This is a genomic window from Methylobacterium sp. J-030, assembly GCF_022829545.1.
Classification (GTDB): Bacteria; Pseudomonadota; Alphaproteobacteria; order Rhizobiales; family Beijerinckiaceae; genus Methylobacterium.
Map to the genome: position 1 here is coordinate 33,255 of NZ_JAKSYM010000260.1, position 19,133 is coordinate 52,387.

General features: G+C 67.5%; 14 protein-coding genes and 1 pseudogene. 7 read left to right on the forward strand and 8 right to left on the reverse strand.

Going from position 1 to position 19,133, the window contains the following annotated elements:
* Positions 1-12: 12 nt before the first annotated feature.
* Positions 13-366, reverse strand: a complete 354-nt coding sequence (locus tag MKK75_RS18890) for a DNA glycosylase AlkZ-like family protein (protein ID WP_313901875.1) — start codon at positions 364-366, stop codon at positions 13-15.
* Between the two features lie 155 nt (positions 367-521).
* Here MKK75_RS18890 and MKK75_RS18895 point away from each other — a divergent pair, with 155 nt between their 5' ends.
* The 4 genes from MKK75_RS18895 to MKK75_RS18910 all read left to right on the forward strand — a co-directional run bounded on the left by MKK75_RS18895 (position 522) and on the right by MKK75_RS18910 (position 5,998).
* On the forward strand, positions 522-1,607 hold the full coding sequence (locus MKK75_RS18895; protein WP_244044066.1) for an efflux RND transporter periplasmic adaptor subunit: 1,086 nt from the start codon (positions 522-524) through the stop codon (positions 1,605-1,607).
* Entirely contained in the window at positions 1,604-4,708 is a 3,105-nt protein-coding gene (locus MKK75_RS18900) for an efflux RND transporter permease subunit (protein WP_244044067.1), read from the forward strand. Before MKK75_RS18895 ends, MKK75_RS18900 begins: the two co-directional genes overlap by 4 nt.
* A gap of 74 nt (positions 4,709-4,782) precedes the next feature.
* Entirely contained in the window at positions 4,783-5,325 is a 543-nt protein-coding gene (locus MKK75_RS18905; protein WP_244044068.1) for a TetR/AcrR family transcriptional regulator, read from the forward strand.
* A 337-nt stretch (positions 5,326-5,662) separates the two neighbouring features.
* Positions 5,663-5,998 carry a DUF302 domain-containing protein gene (locus MKK75_RS18910; protein ID WP_244044069.1) on the forward strand — a complete coding sequence of 112 codons (336 nt, stop codon included), beginning with the start codon at positions 5,663-5,665 and terminating at the stop codon, positions 5,996-5,998.
* 347 nt (positions 5,999-6,345) lie between these two features.
* Here MKK75_RS18910 and MKK75_RS18915 read toward each other — a convergent pair whose 3' ends face one another.
* From MKK75_RS18915 to MKK75_RS18940, 6 genes are all read right to left on the reverse strand, one after another.
* Entirely contained in the window at positions 6,346-7,683 is a 1,338-nt protein-coding gene (locus tag MKK75_RS18915) for an MATE family efflux transporter (protein WP_244044079.1), read from the reverse strand.
* A 128-nt stretch (positions 7,684-7,811) separates the two neighbouring features.
* Positions 7,812-8,375: a PaaI family thioesterase gene (locus MKK75_RS18920; protein ID WP_244044070.1), complete on the reverse strand. Its 564-nt coding sequence runs from the start codon at positions 8,373-8,375 to the stop codon at positions 7,812-7,814.
* Positions 8,365-9,936 carry a DHA2 family efflux MFS transporter permease subunit gene (locus MKK75_RS18925; protein WP_244044071.1) on the reverse strand — a complete coding sequence of 524 codons (1,572 nt, stop codon included), beginning with the start codon at positions 9,934-9,936 and terminating at the stop codon, positions 8,365-8,367. The genes MKK75_RS18920 and MKK75_RS18925 overlap by 11 nt, the downstream gene beginning before the upstream one ends.
* Positions 9,933-11,099 carry an HlyD family secretion protein gene (locus MKK75_RS18930; protein ID WP_244044072.1) on the reverse strand — a complete coding sequence of 389 codons (1,167 nt, stop codon included), beginning with the start codon at positions 11,097-11,099 and terminating at the stop codon, positions 9,933-9,935. The genes MKK75_RS18925 and MKK75_RS18930 overlap by 4 nt, the downstream gene beginning before the upstream one ends.
* 16 nt (positions 11,100-11,115) lie before the next feature.
* On the reverse strand, positions 11,116-11,601 hold the full coding sequence (locus MKK75_RS18935; protein WP_244044073.1) for a winged helix-turn-helix transcriptional regulator: 486 nt from the start codon (positions 11,599-11,601) through the stop codon (positions 11,116-11,118).
* Positions 11,602-11,675: 74 nt separating this feature from the next.
* Positions 11,676-12,464, reverse strand: a complete 789-nt coding sequence (locus tag MKK75_RS18940; protein ID WP_244044074.1) for an SDR family NAD(P)-dependent oxidoreductase — start codon at positions 12,462-12,464, stop codon at positions 11,676-11,678.
* A gap of 865 nt (positions 12,465-13,329) precedes the next feature.
* On the opposite strand from MKK75_RS18940, the gene MKK75_RS18945 reads away from it, so the two are divergent.
* Both MKK75_RS18945 and MKK75_RS18950 read left to right on the forward strand, forming a co-directional pair.
* The gene (locus MKK75_RS18945) at positions 13,330-14,967 is read left to right on the forward strand and encodes an HD domain-containing phosphohydrolase (RefSeq protein WP_279593990.1); all 1,638 of its coding nucleotides are present in this window, start codon (positions 13,330-13,332) and stop codon (positions 14,965-14,967) included.
* A gap of 389 nt (positions 14,968-15,356) precedes the next feature.
* The gene (locus MKK75_RS18950; protein ID WP_244044075.1) at positions 15,357-15,620 is read left to right on the forward strand and encodes a hypothetical protein; all 264 of its coding nucleotides are present in this window, start codon (positions 15,357-15,359) and stop codon (positions 15,618-15,620) included.
* Positions 15,621-16,083: 463 nt separating this feature from the next.
* On the opposite strand, the gene MKK75_RS18955 is transcribed toward MKK75_RS18950, so the two are convergent.
* Positions 16,084-16,557, reverse strand: a complete 474-nt coding sequence (locus MKK75_RS18955) for a VOC family protein (RefSeq protein WP_244044076.1) — start codon at positions 16,555-16,557, stop codon at positions 16,084-16,086.
* A gap of 967 nt (positions 16,558-17,524) precedes the next feature.
* Here MKK75_RS18955 and MKK75_RS18960 point away from each other — a divergent pair.
* Positions 17,525-18,957 (forward strand): annotated as a pseudogene (locus MKK75_RS18960) (IS1182 family transposase).
* Positions 18,958-19,133 lie beyond the last annotated feature (176 nt).

Below are 19,133 nucleotides of genomic sequence, written 5' to 3' on the forward strand. Positions count from 1 at the left end.
GCGCCTCCGTCTTTAGGTGCGTGCGCTGGACGTCAGCGCGCCGGCCTCGCGGTCCGCCTTCAGGTCGATGCGGCCGACGAGCGCGCCGTCCGGCAGGAACGGCAGGCCGTAGTAGCCGTGCTGGCGCTTGTGCGCCGGCGTGAAGATCTCCAGCCGGTACCGAAAGCCGAAGAGGCGCTCCGTCCGCGGCCGGTGCCAGACGAGCGGATCGAACGGCGACAGCAGGGCAGCCCCGTGGGGTCGGCGACCGGGTCGGGCATACCTGTGCAGATAGGCCTGCTGCGACCATCCGCGGACGGTCGTTGGGACGAGGACGCATCGGCGGGGAACTCGGCGATCGTCAACGGTAAGGCCAGAGGCCCGGATGGACTCCGGTGCGCGCCGTCACAGGTGACCAATCTTTGAGGGTAGCGCGCCCCAAGTGCGACGACGCACAGCCAGCGAGCGGTCGCGTTGACCGGGCAAGCCCGGTCATATAAATTATGATCATCATATTTAGGTGCTTTCCACGGAGGCGGGCGATGGACGCGAGATGGTTGCTTGGGCTTTCTGCACTGGCTCTCGCGGCATGCTCGCCGGCCGAGACCGCCGTGCCTTCGGAGCCGCCGCTGGTTCAGACCGTCGCGGTTGCCCCGGCGACGGCCGGCATCGCGCGCTACACCGGCGTCATCCGGGCCCGCACCGAGAGCAACCTCGGCTTCCGCGTTGGCGGCAAGATCTTCGAGCGCCTCGTCGACCCAGGGGATCACGTCCGGCTCGGGCAGCCGCTGATGCGCCTCGACCGGACCGACTTCACCCTGGCGCTCAATGCGGCTCGGGCGTCGGTCGAGGCGGCCCGGGCGCAGATGATCAAAGCGAAGGCCGACGATGAGCGCAGCCGCAAGCTCGTCGGGGACGGCTGGACCTCAAAGCAGACCTACGACCAGAACAAGGCCGCTGCGGACGCCGCCATCGCCCAGTTCGCCAATGCCGAAGCGCAGGCGAGCCAAGTCGCCAACCAAGCCGGGTATTCCGAACTCCAGGCCGACGCTGACGGCGTCGTGATGGAGGTTCCGACCGAGCCCGGGCAGGTGGTCGCCGCCGGCCAGACGGTCGTCAAGCTCGCCCGTGACGGCGCCCGCGAGGCCGAGGTGTTCCTGCCCGAGGGCAGCCGGCAACTCGCGAAGGGGGCAGCGTCGGCAACCCTCTACGCCGAGGGCGAGACGACCTACCCGGCCAAGCTCAGGGAGCTTTCTGCCACCGCCGACCCGGCCACACGGACCTACCGGGCGCGCTACATCCTGTCGGGCGGAGGCGAGGCCGCGCCGCTCGGCGCCACGGTGACGCTCCGGCTCACGCCGGCGGATACCGGACGCGCGGCGTCGGTCGACGTGCCGCTCGGGGCCTTGTTCGACATCGGGCAGGGGTCGGCGGTCTGGAAGTTCAACGCCGACACCAAGACCGTCACCGCCCAGCCCGTCTCGGTCGCCCGCATGTCGGAAGAAGGCGCTCAAGTCGTGTCCGGCCTCAGCCCGGGCGACCGCATCGTGTCGCTCGGCGCCCACCTCCTGAAGGCCGGCCAGACAGTGCGGCAGGCCCCCTCAAGCCTGGCGGGAGCGGCGCGATGACCGGCTTCAATCTCTCTGCCCTGGCGGTCCGCGAGCGGGCCGTCACGCTCTTCCTCATCATTGCGGTGACCGCCGCGGGCTTCTTCGCCTTCCAGAAACTCGGCCGCGCCGAGGATCCGGCCTTCACCGTCAAGACGATGGCGGTCTCCGCCGCATGGCCCGGCGCGACCACCTCGGAGATCCAGCGGCAAGTCGCAGACCCGCTGGAGAAGCGCCTGCAGGAACTCGTCTACTACGACCGAGTCGAGACCACGGTCCGCCCCGGTCTGATGCTGATGAAGGTCTACTTCAAGGACAGCATGCCGCCGGCGAGGCTGCAGGAAGAGTTCTACCAAGCCCGTAAAAAGCTCTCTGATCAGGCCTCCACCCTCCCGCGCGGCGTGCTCGGACCCTTGTTCAACGACGAGTTCTCCGACGTCTACTTCGCGCTCTACGCGCTTCAGGCGCAGGGATTGCCGCACCGGCATCTCGTGCTGCGCGCCGAGGACCTCCGCCAGCGCTTGCTGCGAGTACCGGGCGTTGAGAAGATCAACATCCTCGGCGAACAGGCGCAGAAGATCTTCGTCGAGATCTCTTATCAGCGCCTCGCGACGCTCGGCATTACCGGGCAGCAGTTGCTAGCGGCGCTGGCCAACCAGAACGACGTGACCCCGGCCGGATTCGTCGAGACCAGCGGTCCGCGCGTATACCTCCGCCTCGACGGCGCCATCGACGGCCTCGACGCGATCCGTAACCTGCCGGTGGCGGTCGGGGACCGCAGCATCAAGCTCGGCGACATCGCGGAGGTGAAGCGCGGCTACGAGGACCCGAAGGTCTTCGAGATCCGAAACGACGGCGAGCCGGCACTGATGTTGGGCCTCGTGATGAAGCCGGGCTTCAACGGCCTGGCGCTCGGCGAGGCGCTCAACGCCGAGGAGGTGGCGATCCACCACGAACTCCCGACCGGCATCACGTTCACGAAGATCACCGACCAGGCGAAGGTCATCGACGACGCCATCCGCGAGTTCATGGTGAAGTTCTTCACCGCCCTCTCGGTGGTCATCGTTGTCAGCCTCGTGGCGCTGGGCTTCCGGGTCGGCATCGTCGTGGCGCTCGCGGTCCCGATCACCCTCGCGGCCGTGTTCGTGGTCATGATGGTCACCGGCCGCGACTTCGACCGCATTACGCTGGGTGCGCTGATCATCTCGCTCGGCCTGCTCGTCGACGACGCCATCATCGCCATCGAGATGATGGTGGTGCGCATGGAGGAGGGTGTCGACCGCGTCGAGGCGGCGACTCACGCCTGGAGCGCTACCGCAGCGCCGATGCTGACCGGCACGCTCGTCACCATCGCGGGCTTCCTACCGGTCGGCTTCGCTGCTTCCACGGCGGGCGAGTATGCCGGCAACATCTTCTGGGTGGTCGGCTTCTCGCTGATCGTCTCCTGGATCGTGGCGGTGACCTTCACGCCCTACCTGGGCGTCAAGCTCCTGCCCAACATCAAGAAGGTCGAGGGCGGCCACGAGGCGATCTACGCCACAAAGAACTACGCGCGCCTGCGCCGCATGGTGCGAGCCTCCGTTGACCACAAGTGGCTGGCGGCCGGGATCACGGTCGGACTGTTCGCCCTCGCCGTGGTCGGCATGGGCAAGGTCGAGAAGCAGTTCTTCCCGAACTCGGAGCGCCCCGAACTGATCGTCGAGGTGACGCTGCCCACCGGTTCGGCCTTCACCACCACCGAGGCGAGCGTCAAGAAGGTCGAAGCGGCCATCCGTGAACTCCCCGAGGCGCGCGCCATCACGAGCTACATCGGCCAGGGGATGCCGCGCTTCGTCCTGTCCTTCGACCCCGAGTTGCCTGATCCGGCCTTCGCGCAGATCGTCGTTCAGACCTCTGACGCAGCGTCCCGCGACGCGCTCCGCATCAAGCTTCGCAAGCTCGTGAGCGACGGGCTGTTCCCCGAGGCGCGGGTGCGCGTCCTGCAGATCGTGTTCGGCCCTCCGATCCGCTTCCCCGTCGCCTTCCGTGTGGTCGGACCCGACCCCGACGTCATCCGCGGCATCGCCGCAGAGGTCCGGGATGTCATGATGGCCAACCCGAACATGAGGCTGGTGCATCTCGACTGGGGCGACAAGACGCCGAGCCTGCACCTCGTCCTTGACCAGGAGCGCCTGCGCCTGATCGGGCTGACGCCTAAGGAGGCCGGCCAGCAGCTGCAGAGCTACCTCAACGGCACGCCGGCGACCCAGGTCCGCGAGAACCTACGCTCGGTGGACGTGCTGCTGCGCAGTCCCGGCCCGGAGCGGCGCTCGCTCGGCGACATCGGCGACCTGACCCTGACCACCCATGACGGTCGCCAGGTCCCGGTCTCGCAGGTGGCGCACCTGGAGAGCCGCAGCGAGGACGCGGTGCTCAAGCGCTACAACCGTGAGACCTACATCCGGGTGCAGGGTGACGTGCTCGACGGGAAACAGCCGCCGGACATCCACGCGCAGATCTTCCCCGAGCTCGACGCGATCAAGGCGAAATTGCCAACCGGCTACCGCATCGACACGGCCGGCGCGGTCGAGGAGAGCGCGAAGGCGATGAACGCGCTCGTGGCGGTCTTCCCGCTGATGCTGATCGTGACGCTGACGGTCATCATGCTGCAGGTTCGGTCGTTCACGACGATGTTCATGGTGTTCGCCACCGCGCCGCTCGGCCTCGTCGGCGCCGTCCCGACCCTGCTCGTCTTCCACCAGCCCTTCGGCTTCAACGCGATCCTCGGCCTGATCGCGCTCTCGGGCATCCTGATGCGCAACACGCTGATCCTCGTGGACCAGATCCACCACGACCGTGCGGCGGGACTGTCGGACTACGAGGCCATCGTCGAGTCGACGGTGCGGCGGGCCCGTCCGGTGATCCTGACGGCGGCCGCCGCGATGCTGGCCTTCATCCCGCTGACCCACTCGGTGTTCTGGGGGGCGCTGGCCTACGTGCTGATCGGCGGCGTCGGCGTCGGGACGCTGCTCACGCTGCTGTTCCTGCCCGCCCTCTACGCGCTCTGGTTCCGGGTGGGGCGTGCGCCCCGCCCGAGCGAGGTCGCCGCCGCGGCGGGAGCGCCAGCCGGCCTCGCGCACTGAGGCAGCATCGGGCGCGGCGTCTTTTTAAATGACGCCGCGCATCTATATGTGAGGCGTTATCGAAGGATCCGACCATGCCCCGCGTCTCCCAGGAACAGGCCCGACAGAACCGGCAGCGGGTCGTCGAAGTCGCGGCGGCCCTGTTCCGCGAGCGCGGGCTGCACGGGGTCGGGGTCGCCGACATCATGGCCTCCGCCGGGCTGACCCATGGCGGCTTCTACGGCCAGTTCGCCAACAAGGACGCCCTGGCGGTCGAGGCCCTCGAATCCGCCCTGGCGGAGGAGCGCCGGGGGAACGGCGACGCTCTCATCGCGAACTACCTGTCGCTCGCGCATGTCCAGGATCCCGGCAAGGGATGCCCGCTCGCCGCGCTGGCGAACGACGTCGCGCGGGAGCCGCCGGGCAGCCCCGTGCGGGCCCGATTCACGCGGGGCGTCGAGAGCCTCGCCGCGATCCTCGCCGGGCTGATGCCGCGCCTGTCCAAGGAGCGGCGGCGCCAGCAGTCCCTGGCGGCCGTCTCGACGCTCGTGGGCGCCGTGGTCCTGGCGCGCGCCGTCGATGACGCGGCTTTGGCGAAGGAGCTGCTCGAAGCGGCCACCGCGTCGGCGAGCCGGTGACGGCTTGAGATCCGGCTCACCGCCCTCGGCCCCGAGACTCCCGAACCCCATCGACGCCGCATGACCCGGACACGCCCGCATCCCCACCGCCGCACCCTGCTGGCCGGCACCGTGCTCATGGCCTGCGGGCACACGGTGTCGGCGCGGGACGCACCGATCGACACAGCGCAGACGCGAGGTCGCCCGATGACCGCTCAGGCCACATCGACGACCGTCACGGTCGAGCACGTCGTGATCCGCTCTGGCCGGTCCTTCGATGCGGTCCGCACGGCGCTGGAAGCCGCGCTTCCGCCGATCGATCACCGCTACGCATCCCTGGTCGCGAGCGGACAGGCCGATGCCGCGCGCGCTGCTGGAGCAGGGCGCGCCGCTCTCGATCTTCGGCGCGCGGGATCACGGGGCCCTGCTGCGGATCGCCGGGCTGGAGCGGAAGGCCATCCAGTACGACATCGGCAATCCCCTGACCGCCACCCGGATGACCCGTCACGCGCTCCCGGCGGCCCTGTACGCGCCGATCCGCGTCCTGCTGCGCGCGGAGGCCGACGGGCACGCGGTGTTCGAATACGACAGCCCGGCCACCACCTTCGGACAATTCGGGGATCCGGATGTCGCGCGCGTCGCCCGTGATCTCGACGCTCAACTCCGCTCCGCCCTCCTGGCCGCCGCCGGGTAAGGGGCCGGCATCTCTAAGCAGATGTGCGTTGGCAAGCCACACCGTACACGACACCGAGGCTTCATCATCGGCTGTCCAACCCACCCCCTCATCCTGAGGTGCCGGAGCGCAGCGGAGGCCTCGAAGGAGCCCTCCAGATAGCACTGTGATCCCTGGAGCTCTCCTTCGAGGCCCGCTCCGCGGTCACCTCAGGATGAGGGGGTGGGTTGGACGGTCGATCCCAGCTTCCGAGCCTTGTGTCGTGTACCGTGCGCTTTGCGATCGGGCACGGCTCTAAGCCTTTGTTAGAGCGCGCTCGCTTACGTCGAACCGGTGTCCACTTCGGCGGAGAGCGCTCCAGCAGCCCGTCAGCTTCGGAGCGGGACCGGGGGCGGAGCCGCCGCCTTCCGGGGCTGTCCCAGCCACGCCCCCGACGCGAGCGCGCCGGCATTGACGAGGGCCAGGGCGGCGAGGCCCGCCCCGAGACCCAGGAACAACCCGTCCAGCCCGTAGCCGAGCCGCAGGGCCAGCACGCCGCAGCCGAGGGCGACCGTCACCCGGAGCAGGCCCGCGATCAGCGGCCAGCCGACCTGTCCGGCGCCCTGGGCGGCGAAGTAGAGGGCGAGCCCGACGCCGAAGAGGCCGTAGAAGGGGCCGACGACGCGGAGATACTGAGCGCCCACGGCGAGCATGCCGCCGTCCGTGCCGAACAGGCGCAGCCAGACCTCCGGCCGGAGCGCGGCACCGAGCCCGATGGCTTCGGCGAGGAGGCCGGCGATCACCGCCCCCGTCCAGGCCGCCCGCCGGGCGCGGGCCACGTCGCCCGCCCCCACCGCCGTCCCGACCATCGCGGCGAGCGGCGCCCCCAGGCCGAACACCATGGGCACGAGGAGATATTCAAGCCGCGCCCCCGTGCCGTACCCCGCGACCGCCGCCGGCCCGGCCACGCCGACGAGTCCGGTCGCCGTCGCGATGGTCACGTTCGTGGTCGCGCTGACGATCGCCGAGACGGCGCCGATCCGCAGGATCGCGCCGAGCGCCCGGCGCGACAGGGCCGGCGGCCGGACCGGCGGATGCAGGATTCCGCGGCCGGACCAGAGGTAGACGGCGAAGACGATCGTTCCGGCCGCGTAGTAGGCGAGCACCGCGACCGCCCCGCCGACGACGCCGAGCTGCGGCAGCGGACCCAGGCCGAAGATCAGCGCGGGGGAGAGGGGGATGAGGGCCGCCGTTCCCGCGCACATCACCCCGGCCGGGAGCAGCATGTTGCCGGTGCCGCGGATCACGGCGGCGAGCGCGTTGAACAGCCACAGCAGCCCGGCGCCGGCGAAGACCACGTCCGAATAGGCGAGCGCCGCCGCGAGCGAGGCCCCGCTTCCGCCCATGGCGGCGTAGAGGTGCGGGCCCGCCAGGAGGGCCGCGACGGTGGTGAGGGCGCCGAGGCCGAGGGCGATCGCCACCGCGTGCCAGACCAGGCCGTTCGCCTCCGCCACCCGTCCGCCGCCGAGCGCCCGGGAGACGGCCGAGAGCATGCCGCCGCCGACCGCGCCCGCCGAGATCATCTGGACCAGCATCAGCATCGGAAAGACCAGGGCCATGCCGGCCAGGGCGTCGGTGCCGAGACGGGCGATGAAGTAGGTCTCGATCAGACCGGTCAAGGCCTGGGCCGTGGTCATCAGAACGTTGGGTCCGGCGAGGCGCAGCAGCGTCCCGAGGACCGGGCCCCGGAGCAGGCGTTCCGTGCGGGCATCCCGCGCGGGGGGCGGCCCGCTTCCGGGGCTCGGCGAATAGAGACCGGGCGCCGATACCGCCGGCCGGGCGGGACGAGCGGCCGTCACGAGATCCGCGTCCAGGCCGCCACGACCGGATCGGGCGCCGGGGGCGATGCGTCGAGGAGCAGGCAGGTGGTGCTCGCCGTGGCACAGAGACGTCCCGCCCCGTCGGTGAGCCGCGCCTCGGCCACTGCCTGCCGGCGTCCGGCGTGGACGATCTCCCCCACCGCCGTGAGCGGCCGGGACGCGGCTGTGACGGCGCGCAGGTAATTCACCTTGATCTCCAGCTTGGTGTAGCCGCGGCCCTGTGGCAGCGTGGCATGCACGGCGCAGCCCATCACGCTGTCGAGCAGGGACGCGAGCGCGCCGCCATGGACCGAGCCGAGCGGGTTGTAGAGGTACTCGCCTGCCTCCATCCGCATCGTCACCCGGCCGGGCTCGGCCGAGACGAGGTCGATGCCGAGCAGGGCGATCAGCGGCGGCGGCGGAACCGCCCCCGCCATCATCGCCCGCAGGAAGGCGAGGCCGTCGAGCCCCCGGCCGGCCTGCGCCACGATGGCGGGGTCGGACCAGTCCACGACGCGGCGGCGGGACGGCGCAGGCTCCGGAGCGGTGTCAGTGGGCATCGGCGACGGGTCCTTTCGGCGGTCCGACCCTGCGCATCAGCGGGACGAGGGCGGTGGCGAGGGCGAAGCAGGCGGCGATGACCACGAAGGCGTCGGCGTAGGTCATGGTCTGCGCCTCCCGGTAGGTCAGCGACCAGAGCTGCCTGAGCGCCGCCGCGTGCCCGTGGGCCGGGTCCCCGGCGAAGCTGGTCGCCATCCGCGCTTCCATCCCGCGCAGGCTCGCGCGCATCGCCAGGTTGGCCGGGTTGAGGTGCTCGGCGAGCCGGAGGAAATGCAGGTTGGTGCGGTCGTTGAGGAGCGTCGCGCAGGCCGCGATGCCGATGGCGCCGCCCAAGTTGCGCATCAGGTTGAACAGGCCGGAGGCGAGCTTCAGCTTGGCCGGGGCGAGGCCGCCGAGCGTCAGCGTCACCGTCGGCGCCACGGCGAATTGCTGCGCGAAGCCCCGCATCGCCTGCGGCCAGAGCAGCTCGCGCCAGCCCCAGTCGTGGGTGATCGGCGTGAACGACCACATGCTCACGCCGAACAGGCCGAGCCCGAACATCATCAGCCAGCGCAGGTCCACGCGCCAGGCGAGGATCGCGTAGACCGGGATCGCCATCACCTGAAACACGCCGGTCGAGAACACGGCGAGCCCGATCTGCAGGGCCGAGAAGCCGCGCACCCGGCCGAGGAACAGCGGCGTCAGGTAGATCGTGGCGAAGATGCCGATGCCGGTGACGAAGGAGAACAGGCAGCCCAGCGCGAAGTTGCGGCTCTTCAGGGCCGTGAGATCGACGATCGGGTGGGCGTAGGTCAGGCTGCGCCAGAGGAAGCCGAGCCCGGCCAGTCCCGAGATCCACGCCGTGGTGCGGATCGTGGCATCCTCGGTCCAGTTCCAGCGCGGCCCCTCTTCCAGGGTGTATTCGAGGCAGCCGAGGAACAGCGCCATCAGGGCGATGCCGAGCCAGTCGGCGGTCCTGATGAGGGCCGGCTCGGGCTCGTCGACCCGCACCATCAGCGGCACCACGATCGCGACGAAGATCCCCGGCGCGAGGTTCACGAAGAACAGCCAGTGCCAGGAGTAATTGTCGGTGATCCAGCCGCCCACCGTCGGCCCCAGTGTCGGGGCCAGCGAGGAGAGCGCCCCGATGGTCGCGGCGGCCACCACCATCTTCTTCCCGGGGAAGAACGCGAAGGCCGTGGTGAACACGGTCGGGATCATCGAGCCGCCCAGAAAGCCCTGGAGCGCCCGGAAGGCGATCATGCTCTCGATGTCCCAGGCCCAGCCGCAGAGCAGGCTGGTGGCGGTGAAGCCGGCCGCCGAGACGCAGAACAGCCAGCGGGTCGACATCACCCGGGCTAGGAAACCCGACAGCGGGATCACGATGATCTCGGCGATGAGGTAGCTGGTCTGCACCCAGGCGACCTCGTCGGGGCTCGCCGAGAGGCCGCCGCCGATCTCCTTGAGGGAGGCCGAGACGATCTGGATGTCGAGGAGCGCGATGAAGAAGCCGACGCACATCACCGCGAAGGCGAAGACCTTCTGCGTCTCGCTCAGCGGCGTGCGGCCGGCGGCGCTCACCGGATCAGCGCCCCGACGACGACGGAATCGCCCGGCGTGGGCGCGTCGCCCTCCGGCGCGCCGCCCCGGCGGTCGACCGAGGCGATCACCGACAGGCCCGGGCGCAGGCGCCCGAGGCGCCCGCCCGCGCCGTCGAGCCGGATCCGCACGGGCACCCGCTGGACGATCTTGGTGAAGTTGCCGGTGGCGTTCTCGGGCGGCAGCACGCTGAACTGCGCGCCGGTCGCCGGGGCGAGGCTCTCGACATGGCCCGTGAAGGTCTCGCCCGGCAGCACGTCCGCCACGATGCCGACGCTCTGGCCCGGACGCATGGCGGCGAGCTGGCTCTCCTTGAAGTTCGCGTCGACCCAGAGGCCGTCCGTCGGCACGAGGGCGATCAGCCCGGCGCCGGGCGTGGCGTAGGAGCCCGTCCGCGCGCTCCGGTTGCCGACCACGCCGTCGGCCGGCGCGCGGATCTCCGTGTAGCCGAGGTTGAGCCGGGCCGCGTCGCGCTCGGCCACGGCCTGCGCGCGGGCGGCCTCGGCCTGCCGGCTCCGCGTGTCGATGACGGCGATCTGCCGCTCGGCGGCCTCGAGGCTCGCCCGGGCCTTGGCGACGGCGGAGACGGCCTTCTTGTCGTCCGCATCGGCCTGCTGGAAGCGCTGCTCGGAGGCGTAGCTCTTGGCCGAGAGCTGGCGGTAGCGGTCGACGTCGAACCGGGTGCGGGCGGCCTCGGCCTCGACCCCGGCCAGCTCGGCGCGGTTCTGCGCGATCACCGCTTCCTGCAGGCGCCGCGTGGCGGCGAGGTTGAGGAGCGTGGCGTCCTGGCCCGCCACCGATGCGTCCGCCTTCGCCAGCGCCGCGCGGTAATCCCGGTCGTCGAGGCGGATGAGGAGATCGCCGGTCCGGACGCGCTGGTTGTCCCGGACCAGCACCTCGGCGACGAAACCGGAGACGCGCGGCGCGATCACCGTGACGTCGCCGCCGACATAGGCGTCGTCGGTGCTCTCGATGAACCGGCCGGTCTCCCACCAGTACCGGCCGTAGAGGCCGCCGCCGGCCAGGGCCAGGAGGGCGAGGCCCGAGAGGGCAGCCCGCTTGCGCGTCAGGCGCTGTTTCGGAGCCGCGAGGCCCTCCCTGCCGTCGCCCCCTACAAACGCATCGGCTGTCGCGGCCTCGCCCATTCCCGTGCCTCCCGTATCAGATCGTGGTCTTGCGCTCGAAGCGGTGCCGGAGCCTGTCGTTGGCGGCCGGACCGGCCGTCACGCGGACCCCCTCCTCCAGAGGGCGCCCCGTCCGTCGGTCCACCACGACGGGATCGACGGGCAGGCCTGTGGCCGGATCGGTCAGGATGACGCTCTCCCCCTCAGGGGCTAAATGCCTGTTGCCCCAGGCGAACAGCGTCCAGAGTACCGGCCGGAAATCCCGGCCCTTCTCCGTCAGGACGTATTCGTACCGGGGTGGCCGCTCCTGATAGGGCCGCCGCTCCAGAAGCCCGGCTTCGCACAGAGCCTTGAGCCGGCGCGTCAGCATGTTTGGCGCGATGCCAAGGCTCTGCTCGAACTGATCGAACCGGGTCAGCCCGTAGAAGGCGTCCCGCAGGATGAGGATGCTCCACCACTCGCCGACCCGCTCCAAGGAGCGGGCGACGGGACAGGGCATCTGGTCGAAGGGCGTGCGCTGCATCAGATCATCATGGCCGAGTCGCTTGCATGATGCAAGTAACTCGGCGTGAAAGGACGCGACGCCCTGGTTCCGTGTCATGCGGAGGCGCGGTAGCGTTCCGCGGCATGGGACTGGGCGAAATTCGGGACCATCGTGATCCGCGCCGCCTCGAACGCCTGCCACAGGCCGGCATCGGGAAGGGGCGGGATCGTCACGTCCTCGTGGCGGTCGAAGCCCTGGAGTGCTGCATCGACGAGTTCGCCAACCTCCATCACGCCCTGCAGGGCATTCACGTCCCGCCCGGAGCGCTCCCAGATTTCGGTTCGGGTTGCCGCCGGCAGGACGGCCTGAACGTAGACGCCCTTCGGACCGAGCTCGCGCTGAAGCCCCTGGCTCAAGAACAGCACGTAGGATTTGGTCGCCCCGTACACCGCCATGCCGAATTCGGGAGCAAGGCCGACGACGGACCCGATATTCACGATGCACCCCGACCCCGCCTGGACGAAGCGCGGCGCGACGGCGCTCGCGAGTCGCGTCGGCGCAGTGACGTTGAGCGCGACGAGCGCCGCCGCTGCCGCCGGATCCTGATCCAGAAATCCTCCGTGGCCGGCAGCGCCGGCATTGTTCACCAGCACGCCGATGCGCGCGTCCTCCCGGAGCCGTGCCTCGACCCGCAGAAGATCGGCCTCGACCGTGAGATCGGCCGGGAGCACATCGATGGTGACGCCCATCTCCGAGCGCAGCCGGTCCGCCAACGCAGTGAGACGTGCTTTGTCCCGCGCGACGAGGACGAGGTCGTACCCGCGGCGGGCAAAACGATCAGCATAGGTGGCGCCGATGCCGGAGGAGGCGCCGGTGATCAGGACGGTGGACGTATCGCTCATGGTCGGAAGTCCCATCTGCTAAACATGATTGTCATCATGTATTTTTGAGATGGTGAGCATCATGATTGCGGTCAAGGCGAATTTCGTGGGCGTGGGTGAGATTACGCACATTGAGGTCGCCGGGAATAAGGTGCGGAGAACCACCGGAGGATCCTTGGGCGGCGGGCCGTCTGCGCCGCGAGCGCGGCTTCGAGGCCGTGAAGCGTCGCGGCGGCGATGAAGGCTGCCCGGCTCACCACGGCGACTTCTACAGATGCTTCGCCTCGAAGAACGATCTGATCGCCGCCCAGCTGGCCGAACTCGTAGTGGTGCCTCCGTCGTTCCCCTTGATCCTGATGTTAAGCTGCGCACGACCTGACACCGTCATACCAAGTCGCCAGGGCAAGCGGCTACCTGGCCACCACCCTCGGGGCGGAGGCGATCCGGCAGGCTCCGCAGACTCGCGCGACGATAACCAAGTTCCTGCGCCGGCAAAATAAAATTCTTGCGGAGCCGCGTCTCCGGTTCGAAGCTGGTCTGAGGTGAGGGCGCAACCTAACAGTATCTCGAAACTATTGTCTGCTTCCGGGAGCGCTGAGATCCTATCGTGCCGTCCGCAATGGGCGATTTGCAGAATGTCTGCTTGCGGGCAGCGCCTCAACTTTCTCAATCCGCCCTGAGCCACCGTTGTCGGCGGCCGGCAAAGCTAGAGGCCTTGCCGAACAGTATGCACATTCGCGTTAGATCAGGCTTCGGCCGCCGCAGCGGCGTTCGGGTGTAGCAAGGCCATCTCCATCGCGCCGGCGCATCAGCAGCGGCAGATCGGGCCAATCGCGCCACTGTAGGGTAAACTCGCCGTGATGAACGGTTCCCAGCGACGTCCAGCTTGCAAAACCATCGTACGGAACACCTGGTCATCACCCGCAGGCGTCGCATACGGGTGGTTTTCTGCCGGGCCGGTTTCGGGCGACTGCGCGGTGAAGCCGACATCGCCGTCGCGCTTACTCCCGACCCCTTGCGGATGCTGGAAACGCCCGCTTGGGGCTGGATAGCGAGGGAGAGGCAGCGCAACGCTTTGCTTAGGTTCTTCCGTCAGTCTTACCGCCTTATAGAGGCCTATAAGGCAAGAAACTGGGCAAAAACGGTGCAGATCGTGACGGTCAGGGAAGAGGAAGCCAGGACAATCCATCTATCGGAGGTGCTCGGCGCCCTGAGCCACGCCCTCGACCTGACGGAAGGTCAGCCGGTCGGGCATTGCGTGCGTGCGACCTGGATCGGCGTTCACATCGGCCGGGAGATGGGCCTGTCGGACTCGCAGCTCTGGGAACTCTACCACACGGTGATGCTGAAGGACCTTGGTTGCTCCAGCAACGCCGCGCGCATCTGCGAACTCTACCTATCCGACGATCTCAGCTTCAAACGTGACTTCAAGACGGTTAGCGACAGCTTGCCGAAGGTGCTCGGCTTCGTGTTCGCCCATACGGGCCTCAAGGCCGGTCTGGCCGAACGCTTCCGCGCCGTGCTCAACATCCTGCAGAACGGCGGCGCGATCGTCGACGACCTCATCCAGACGCGATGCCAACGTGGTGCACAGATCGCCCGTCAGCTTCGCTTTCCGGTGAGCGTCTGCGAAGCCATCCACGCCCTGGACGAGCACTGGAACGGCAACGGTCGGCCGGACCGTCTCGCTGGTCCCGCGATCCCGCTCTTCGCACGCGTCGCGCTGCTCGCCCAGGTCGTGGACGTCTTCCACACCGCAGCCGGTCCCGCAGCCGCGATTGCCGAGGTGCGGGCGCGCTCGGGCACTTGGTTCGATCCTGAGGTCGTCGCCTGCTTCGAGGCAATCGCTTCCAAACCCGAATTCTGGGACACCTTGACCTCAGATGCGGTCGAGGCGGCGGTGTTCGCGTTGGCGCCGGACAGCCCGATCATCGTGGACGAGGATTACCTCGACGACATCGCCCGTGCTTTCGCACAGATCATCGATGCCAAGAGCCCGTTCACCTCCGGTCACTCCGAGCGCGTCGCGGTCTACGCCGATATGATCGCGGCGGAACTCGGCTATTCGTTGGAGCGACGTCGCTGGCTGAAGCGTGCCGCGCTCCTCCACGATGTCGGGAAACTCGGTGTTTCGAACGCCATCCTCGACAAGAACGGCAAGTTGAACGATGCGGAGTGGCGCGATATGCGCAACCACGCAGCTCTGTCGGAGACCATCCTGACCCGCGTCGCTGTGTTCCACGAGATGGCCAGCATCGGTGGCGGTCACCATGAGCGGTTGGACGGCCGAGGCTATCCGCGTGGGTTGAGTGGTGATGCGATCGCACCCGAGACCCGCATCGTCTCCGTGGCCGACGTCTTCGACGCGCTGACCGCCGACCGACCCTATCGATCAGCCATGTCGCTTGAGAAGGCGCTGGGCATCATGCGTGCGGACCTCGGCACAGCATTCGACCCGGCCTGCTTCGCGGCATTGGAGCGGGCGCTCGCCTCGATCCAGGGAGACCTTGCCCGGGCGGCTTGAAACGAGCTCCGGCAAATCCTCTGACTACCGGACCCATGCCCGCGCACTGGCCGCGTCGTCCGCCTCGCCGCGACGCGATGGCTTCCCCGCCATCACAACGACCACCCTGCTCCCCAGCCATCCGTAGGCCGGCGAATTCATGGCCCAACACATCAGTGCATCCAAGAGGCGAATCGACATGTGTCTAGTACCCTCATCCCTGTTGCCGTCATAAGCGCAGATGGCTGATGACGCCTTAATCTCTTCTAGCACCCGTGAATGCATCACACCGCAGCTGACATCGATCTCTCGATTGATGGCGCGCGATACAAGCAAAAACACATCTTGAAATTGCAATTTATTTTCGATCCGCGCAGTTACTGGACGTGAAGGGTTAGCTTCATCTTCGGATGGATCCCACACTGTATGACGAAATCGCCAGCGTCTTTAAGGATCAGGGTCGCCTGTCTGCCGGGTTCCTGATCGCCGGCATCGAAGGCGAACCGATCAGCCTCGATGAAGGCGTGATGCACGGCGTTCTCGTCGCCGTTGATGAGGGTGATCGTATCCCCCCGGTGCAGGAAAAGGTCACCGGGATCATAGTGCCGTCCCTTCTGCAGCACGATTCGGATAGCGCCAGACAGGTGGGCTTGCGCGGGACCGAGCGCGAGTAAGGCGGCCGATAGCACAAGGGTCCCAGCCAACAGGGACCGGTATCGAAGATTGCAATTTGTCACCGATACAACCTATATGAACGATCGAGGTTGCTTCATCACTAGTATTTCCGGATGACTGACCCTCTAACCAAAATGGTTATGGAAGAATATGATGGGTTATAGTTGGTCGCCGCGCTCAGGAATGCGTGGCATTTGCATACCCGGTTTTAGCGATCGGTTTACCTACGTCCATTGCACGTCCCGCCATGCCGGACCAAATGATTCGGACAGTCGACGGATGACTGCTTCCTGGAGACGCTGACGGCAGGCCAAACGACTGGTGCGGGTCGATAGGGGGCCGTCCGCTTTTCCAAGCAATTTTCTCCGAAGTAGATCGTCAGCTTTCGGCCAGCAACTGCCACCACGAAGCGCCCGCCTGAACGTCTCAGATGGGTGGAAAGCGGACCCTTGCCCTGCGGGATCAGTGACCCTGAGATGCCGCTGGCGGCTGCATGAACTCGATCGTCGCACCGTCAGGGCCAACGGCGTAGATCACCCGCGTTCCAGCCCGTGCACCGCTCGCGATCGGCTGCGGCGTGCCTTGCACCTTCCAGCCGTAGACGGCGATCCGCACGAGGAGCGCGTCGATGTCATCGACCACGAGGGCCAGGTGCGCGAAGCCCGGGTCGAACGGCTTGGCTGGCACGCTTGGTCGGTCCGAACCCTGATACTCCAGGAGTTCGATGGTCTGCCCCGCCAGCGAAACGATCGCCAAGCGCACCTTCGCCCCATGTGCTCCGGTCACCTGACCAAGGAACTCGCCCCCCATCTCGCCCGTCCGCACGAGCTGCGCGCCGAGCCCATCGACCCAGAACCGAAGCGCATCATCGAGGACGGCGACCGCGAAGCCGACATGGTCGGCACGCTGCACCTGGATGTTCACGTGATCCGTCATACGAGCCGTCCTACCGGCAAACGGGACGGGCGTCTGCAATGCGTCGGAAGCCGTATGGCTGCTCGGGGTGGTTTTCCGCCGGTCTGCTTTCGGGCAGCAATCGATAGAAGCCGACATCGCCTCCGTGCCCGCTCACGACCCTTCTCAGACCCTCGGAAGGTCCGCTTTCCGGCAGCTTTATCGAGGGTGCCCCATGTCCGGGGTGGGTGGAAACCGGACCCTGACGCTTCGCCTCGGAGCGGACGTTGCGTTTTCAACAGAAGCAAGCTCGGCAAAGGCTATGGCCGGGCGACCGCATCCCCCCGGCCCGTCATCTCACCACCGGTAGCTGGGACGAGCTTCGGCCGCTCTACGGCCAACTCTGAATATGGATTGTGCCAAGTTGCAAACTGCCGCCATCTGGGCAACATAGAGTCATGATCCTAACGATCGTGTTCTGGACTGTCCTGATTATCTGCAACGCTGTATGGGTCATCTTCCACCCTTGGGTGATGCCCGTGTATGCTGGGGTTCTATTCTCGCTCATGTTTCTCGTGGTGAGTAGCGCAATCTTGTATCGGTGGGGCGGCAATTACCGGATCGACTGAGGACCGTTCCTTCTCAACACCAGACTTTGAAGCCCCGAAGCCCGCAGCCATCAAGCGATGATCTCAACGATCCTGTTTTATTTTGGTCTTGCTTGGATCGGGGCTTTGATCTTCCCAGCCAGATACGGACATGCCGCCGAGTTCTTCTACTGGATCACGTTTCTCCTGGTGGGTAGCGTGTTCTGGTATCGGTGGTTCCGCAAGAACCGGATCGACTGAGAGCCTTACCATAAAGCGCTGGAGCGCGAGCGCCGAGGCTTCTTCGTTTCGCATGGTCGGCGTGGGCGCACGTCGCGTGATTGCAGTCGTGCCCGCATCCGACCCTGGCTGTGTCAAAACCCTGATGGTGGTAGCTTTCCTCTGCACGACCGGAGGACGGCATGGGACGGTTCGTTGTCGGTGCCGAACGCGATCAGACGACGCTATTTCCCCCTTGCCTGGAAGACTGGATCGCCGAGGACAACCCTGTCCGCGTCGTCGATGCCTTCGTGGAGGCCCTGGAACTCGGCGCGCTCGGCTTTGCGGGCGTCGATGCGGCACGCACGGGTCGACCGGGCTACCATCCGGCCGCCCTGCTGAAGCTGACGTCTACGGCTATCTCAACCGGGTCCCGTCGAGCCGATGCCTGGAGCGCGAGGCGGGCCGCAACGTCGAGGTCATGTGGCTGACCGGCCAGCTGTCGCCCGATCATAAGACCATTGCCGAGTTCCGCCGGCAGAACGGCCCCGCCATCGGACGCGTCTGTGCCCGCTTTGTCGCCCTGTGCCGCACGATGGGCCTTCTGACGGGGACGTTGCGTCGCGATCGACGGCTCGAAGTTCAAGGCGGTCAACAATCGTGACCGCAACTTCACGCAAGGCAAGCTCGACCGGCGCCGCCAGCAGATCGAGGAGAGCGTGTCACGCTACCTCTCGCAGCTCGACACGGCCGATCGTCAGGATCCCACGCCGGAACTGGCAGCCAAGGTGGAGCGGCTGAAGGAGAAGGTCGCCCGCCTCGGGCAGGAGATGGAGCGGCTGGCGGGGTTGGAGGAGCAGATGAAGGCAGCGCCCGACCGGCAGGTCTCGCTGACCGATCCCGATGCGCGGTCCATGGCCACCAGCGGCCGTGGATCGGGCGTGGTGGGTTACAACGTCCAGGTGGCGGTCGAGACCGAGCATCACCTGATCGTCGCGCACGCGGTCACCAATGCCGGCTCGGACCGGGCGCAGCTCAGCGGCATGGCCGCGCGGGCCAAGGAGGCTCTGGAAGCGGACACGCTCGATGCGGTGGCTGACCGGGGTTACTATTCCAGCGAACAGATCCTGGCTTGCGAACGCGCCGGCATCGCCGTGACGCTGCCCCGGCCGATGACCTCGGGCGCAAAGGCCGTCGGGCGCTTCGGCAAGGATGACTTCCTCTACCGTCGTCAGGGCAACACCGTCCGGCGGGTCAGACGCTGTCCCATCGGTACACCTCGGTGGAGAATGGCCTGACCCTGCATCGGTACTGGACGAATGTCTGCTCGACCTGCGCGATGAAGGGAGCCTGCACGACGGGCAAGGAGCGCCGGGTGACCCGGTGGGAGCACGAGGACGTGCTGGAGGCCGTGCAGCGCCGGTTGGACGGCGATCCGCGGGCCATGCGGGTCCGGCGCGAGACGGTCGAGCACCCCTTTGGCACGCTGAAGGCGCGGATGGGGGCGACGCACTTCTTGACCAAGACCTTGCCGCGCGTCTCGACCGAGATGGCACTCCAGGTCCTGGCCTACAATCTGACGCGAGCTCTCAACATCATGGGAAGCCGGAAGCTCTTGGCAGCGATCCCCGCCTGAGCAAAGGCCTTTGATCGTTCACTGAGGGGCTGAAAAGCCGTCCAGCAGCGCCTTCAACTCAAACGGACCGCCGCTCGACCACAAAAGGCCGCTCCAAGCGGTGGAAGGCCTATTCTCGCAAGAGTGGGGCGGCACCCCAGCACAAAGCCCATTCCCGGCGTTTTGACACGGCCTGG

Bases quoted from the DNA above. Each gene is read 5' to 3' on its own strand.
- MKK75_RS18895 (WP_244044066.1), top strand. From the start codon at position 522: ATGGACGCGAGATGGTTGCTTGGGCTTTCTGCACTGGCTCTCGCGGCA.
- MKK75_RS18900 (WP_244044067.1), top strand. From the start codon at position 1,604: ATGACCGGCTTCAATCTCTCTGCCCTGGCGGTCCGCGAGCGGGCCGTC.
- MKK75_RS18905 (WP_244044068.1), top strand. From the start codon at position 4,783: ATGCCCCGCGTCTCCCAGGAACAGGCCCGACAGAACCGGCAGCGGGTC.
- MKK75_RS18910 (WP_244044069.1), top strand. From the start codon at position 5,663: ATGCCGCGCGCGCTGCTGGAGCAGGGCGCGCCGCTCTCGATCTTCGGC.
- MKK75_RS18920 (WP_244044070.1), bottom strand. From the start codon at position 8,375: ATGCCCACTGACACCGCTCCGGAGCCTGCGCCGTCCCGCCGCCGCGTC.
- MKK75_RS18930 (WP_244044072.1), bottom strand. From the start codon at position 11,099: ATGGGCGAGGCCGCGACAGCCGATGCGTTTGTAGGGGGCGACGGCAGG.
- MKK75_RS18935 (WP_244044073.1), bottom strand. From the start codon at position 11,601: ATGCAGCGCACGCCCTTCGACCAGATGCCCTGTCCCGTCGCCCGCTCC.
- MKK75_RS18940 (WP_244044074.1), bottom strand. From the start codon at position 12,464: ATGAGCGATACGTCCACCGTCCTGATCACCGGCGCCTCCTCCGGCATC.
- MKK75_RS18950 (WP_244044075.1), top strand. From the start codon at position 15,357: ATGGATCCCACACTGTATGACGAAATCGCCAGCGTCTTTAAGGATCAG.
- MKK75_RS18955 (WP_244044076.1), bottom strand. From the start codon at position 16,557: ATGACGGATCACGTGAACATCCAGGTGCAGCGTGCCGACCATGTCGGC.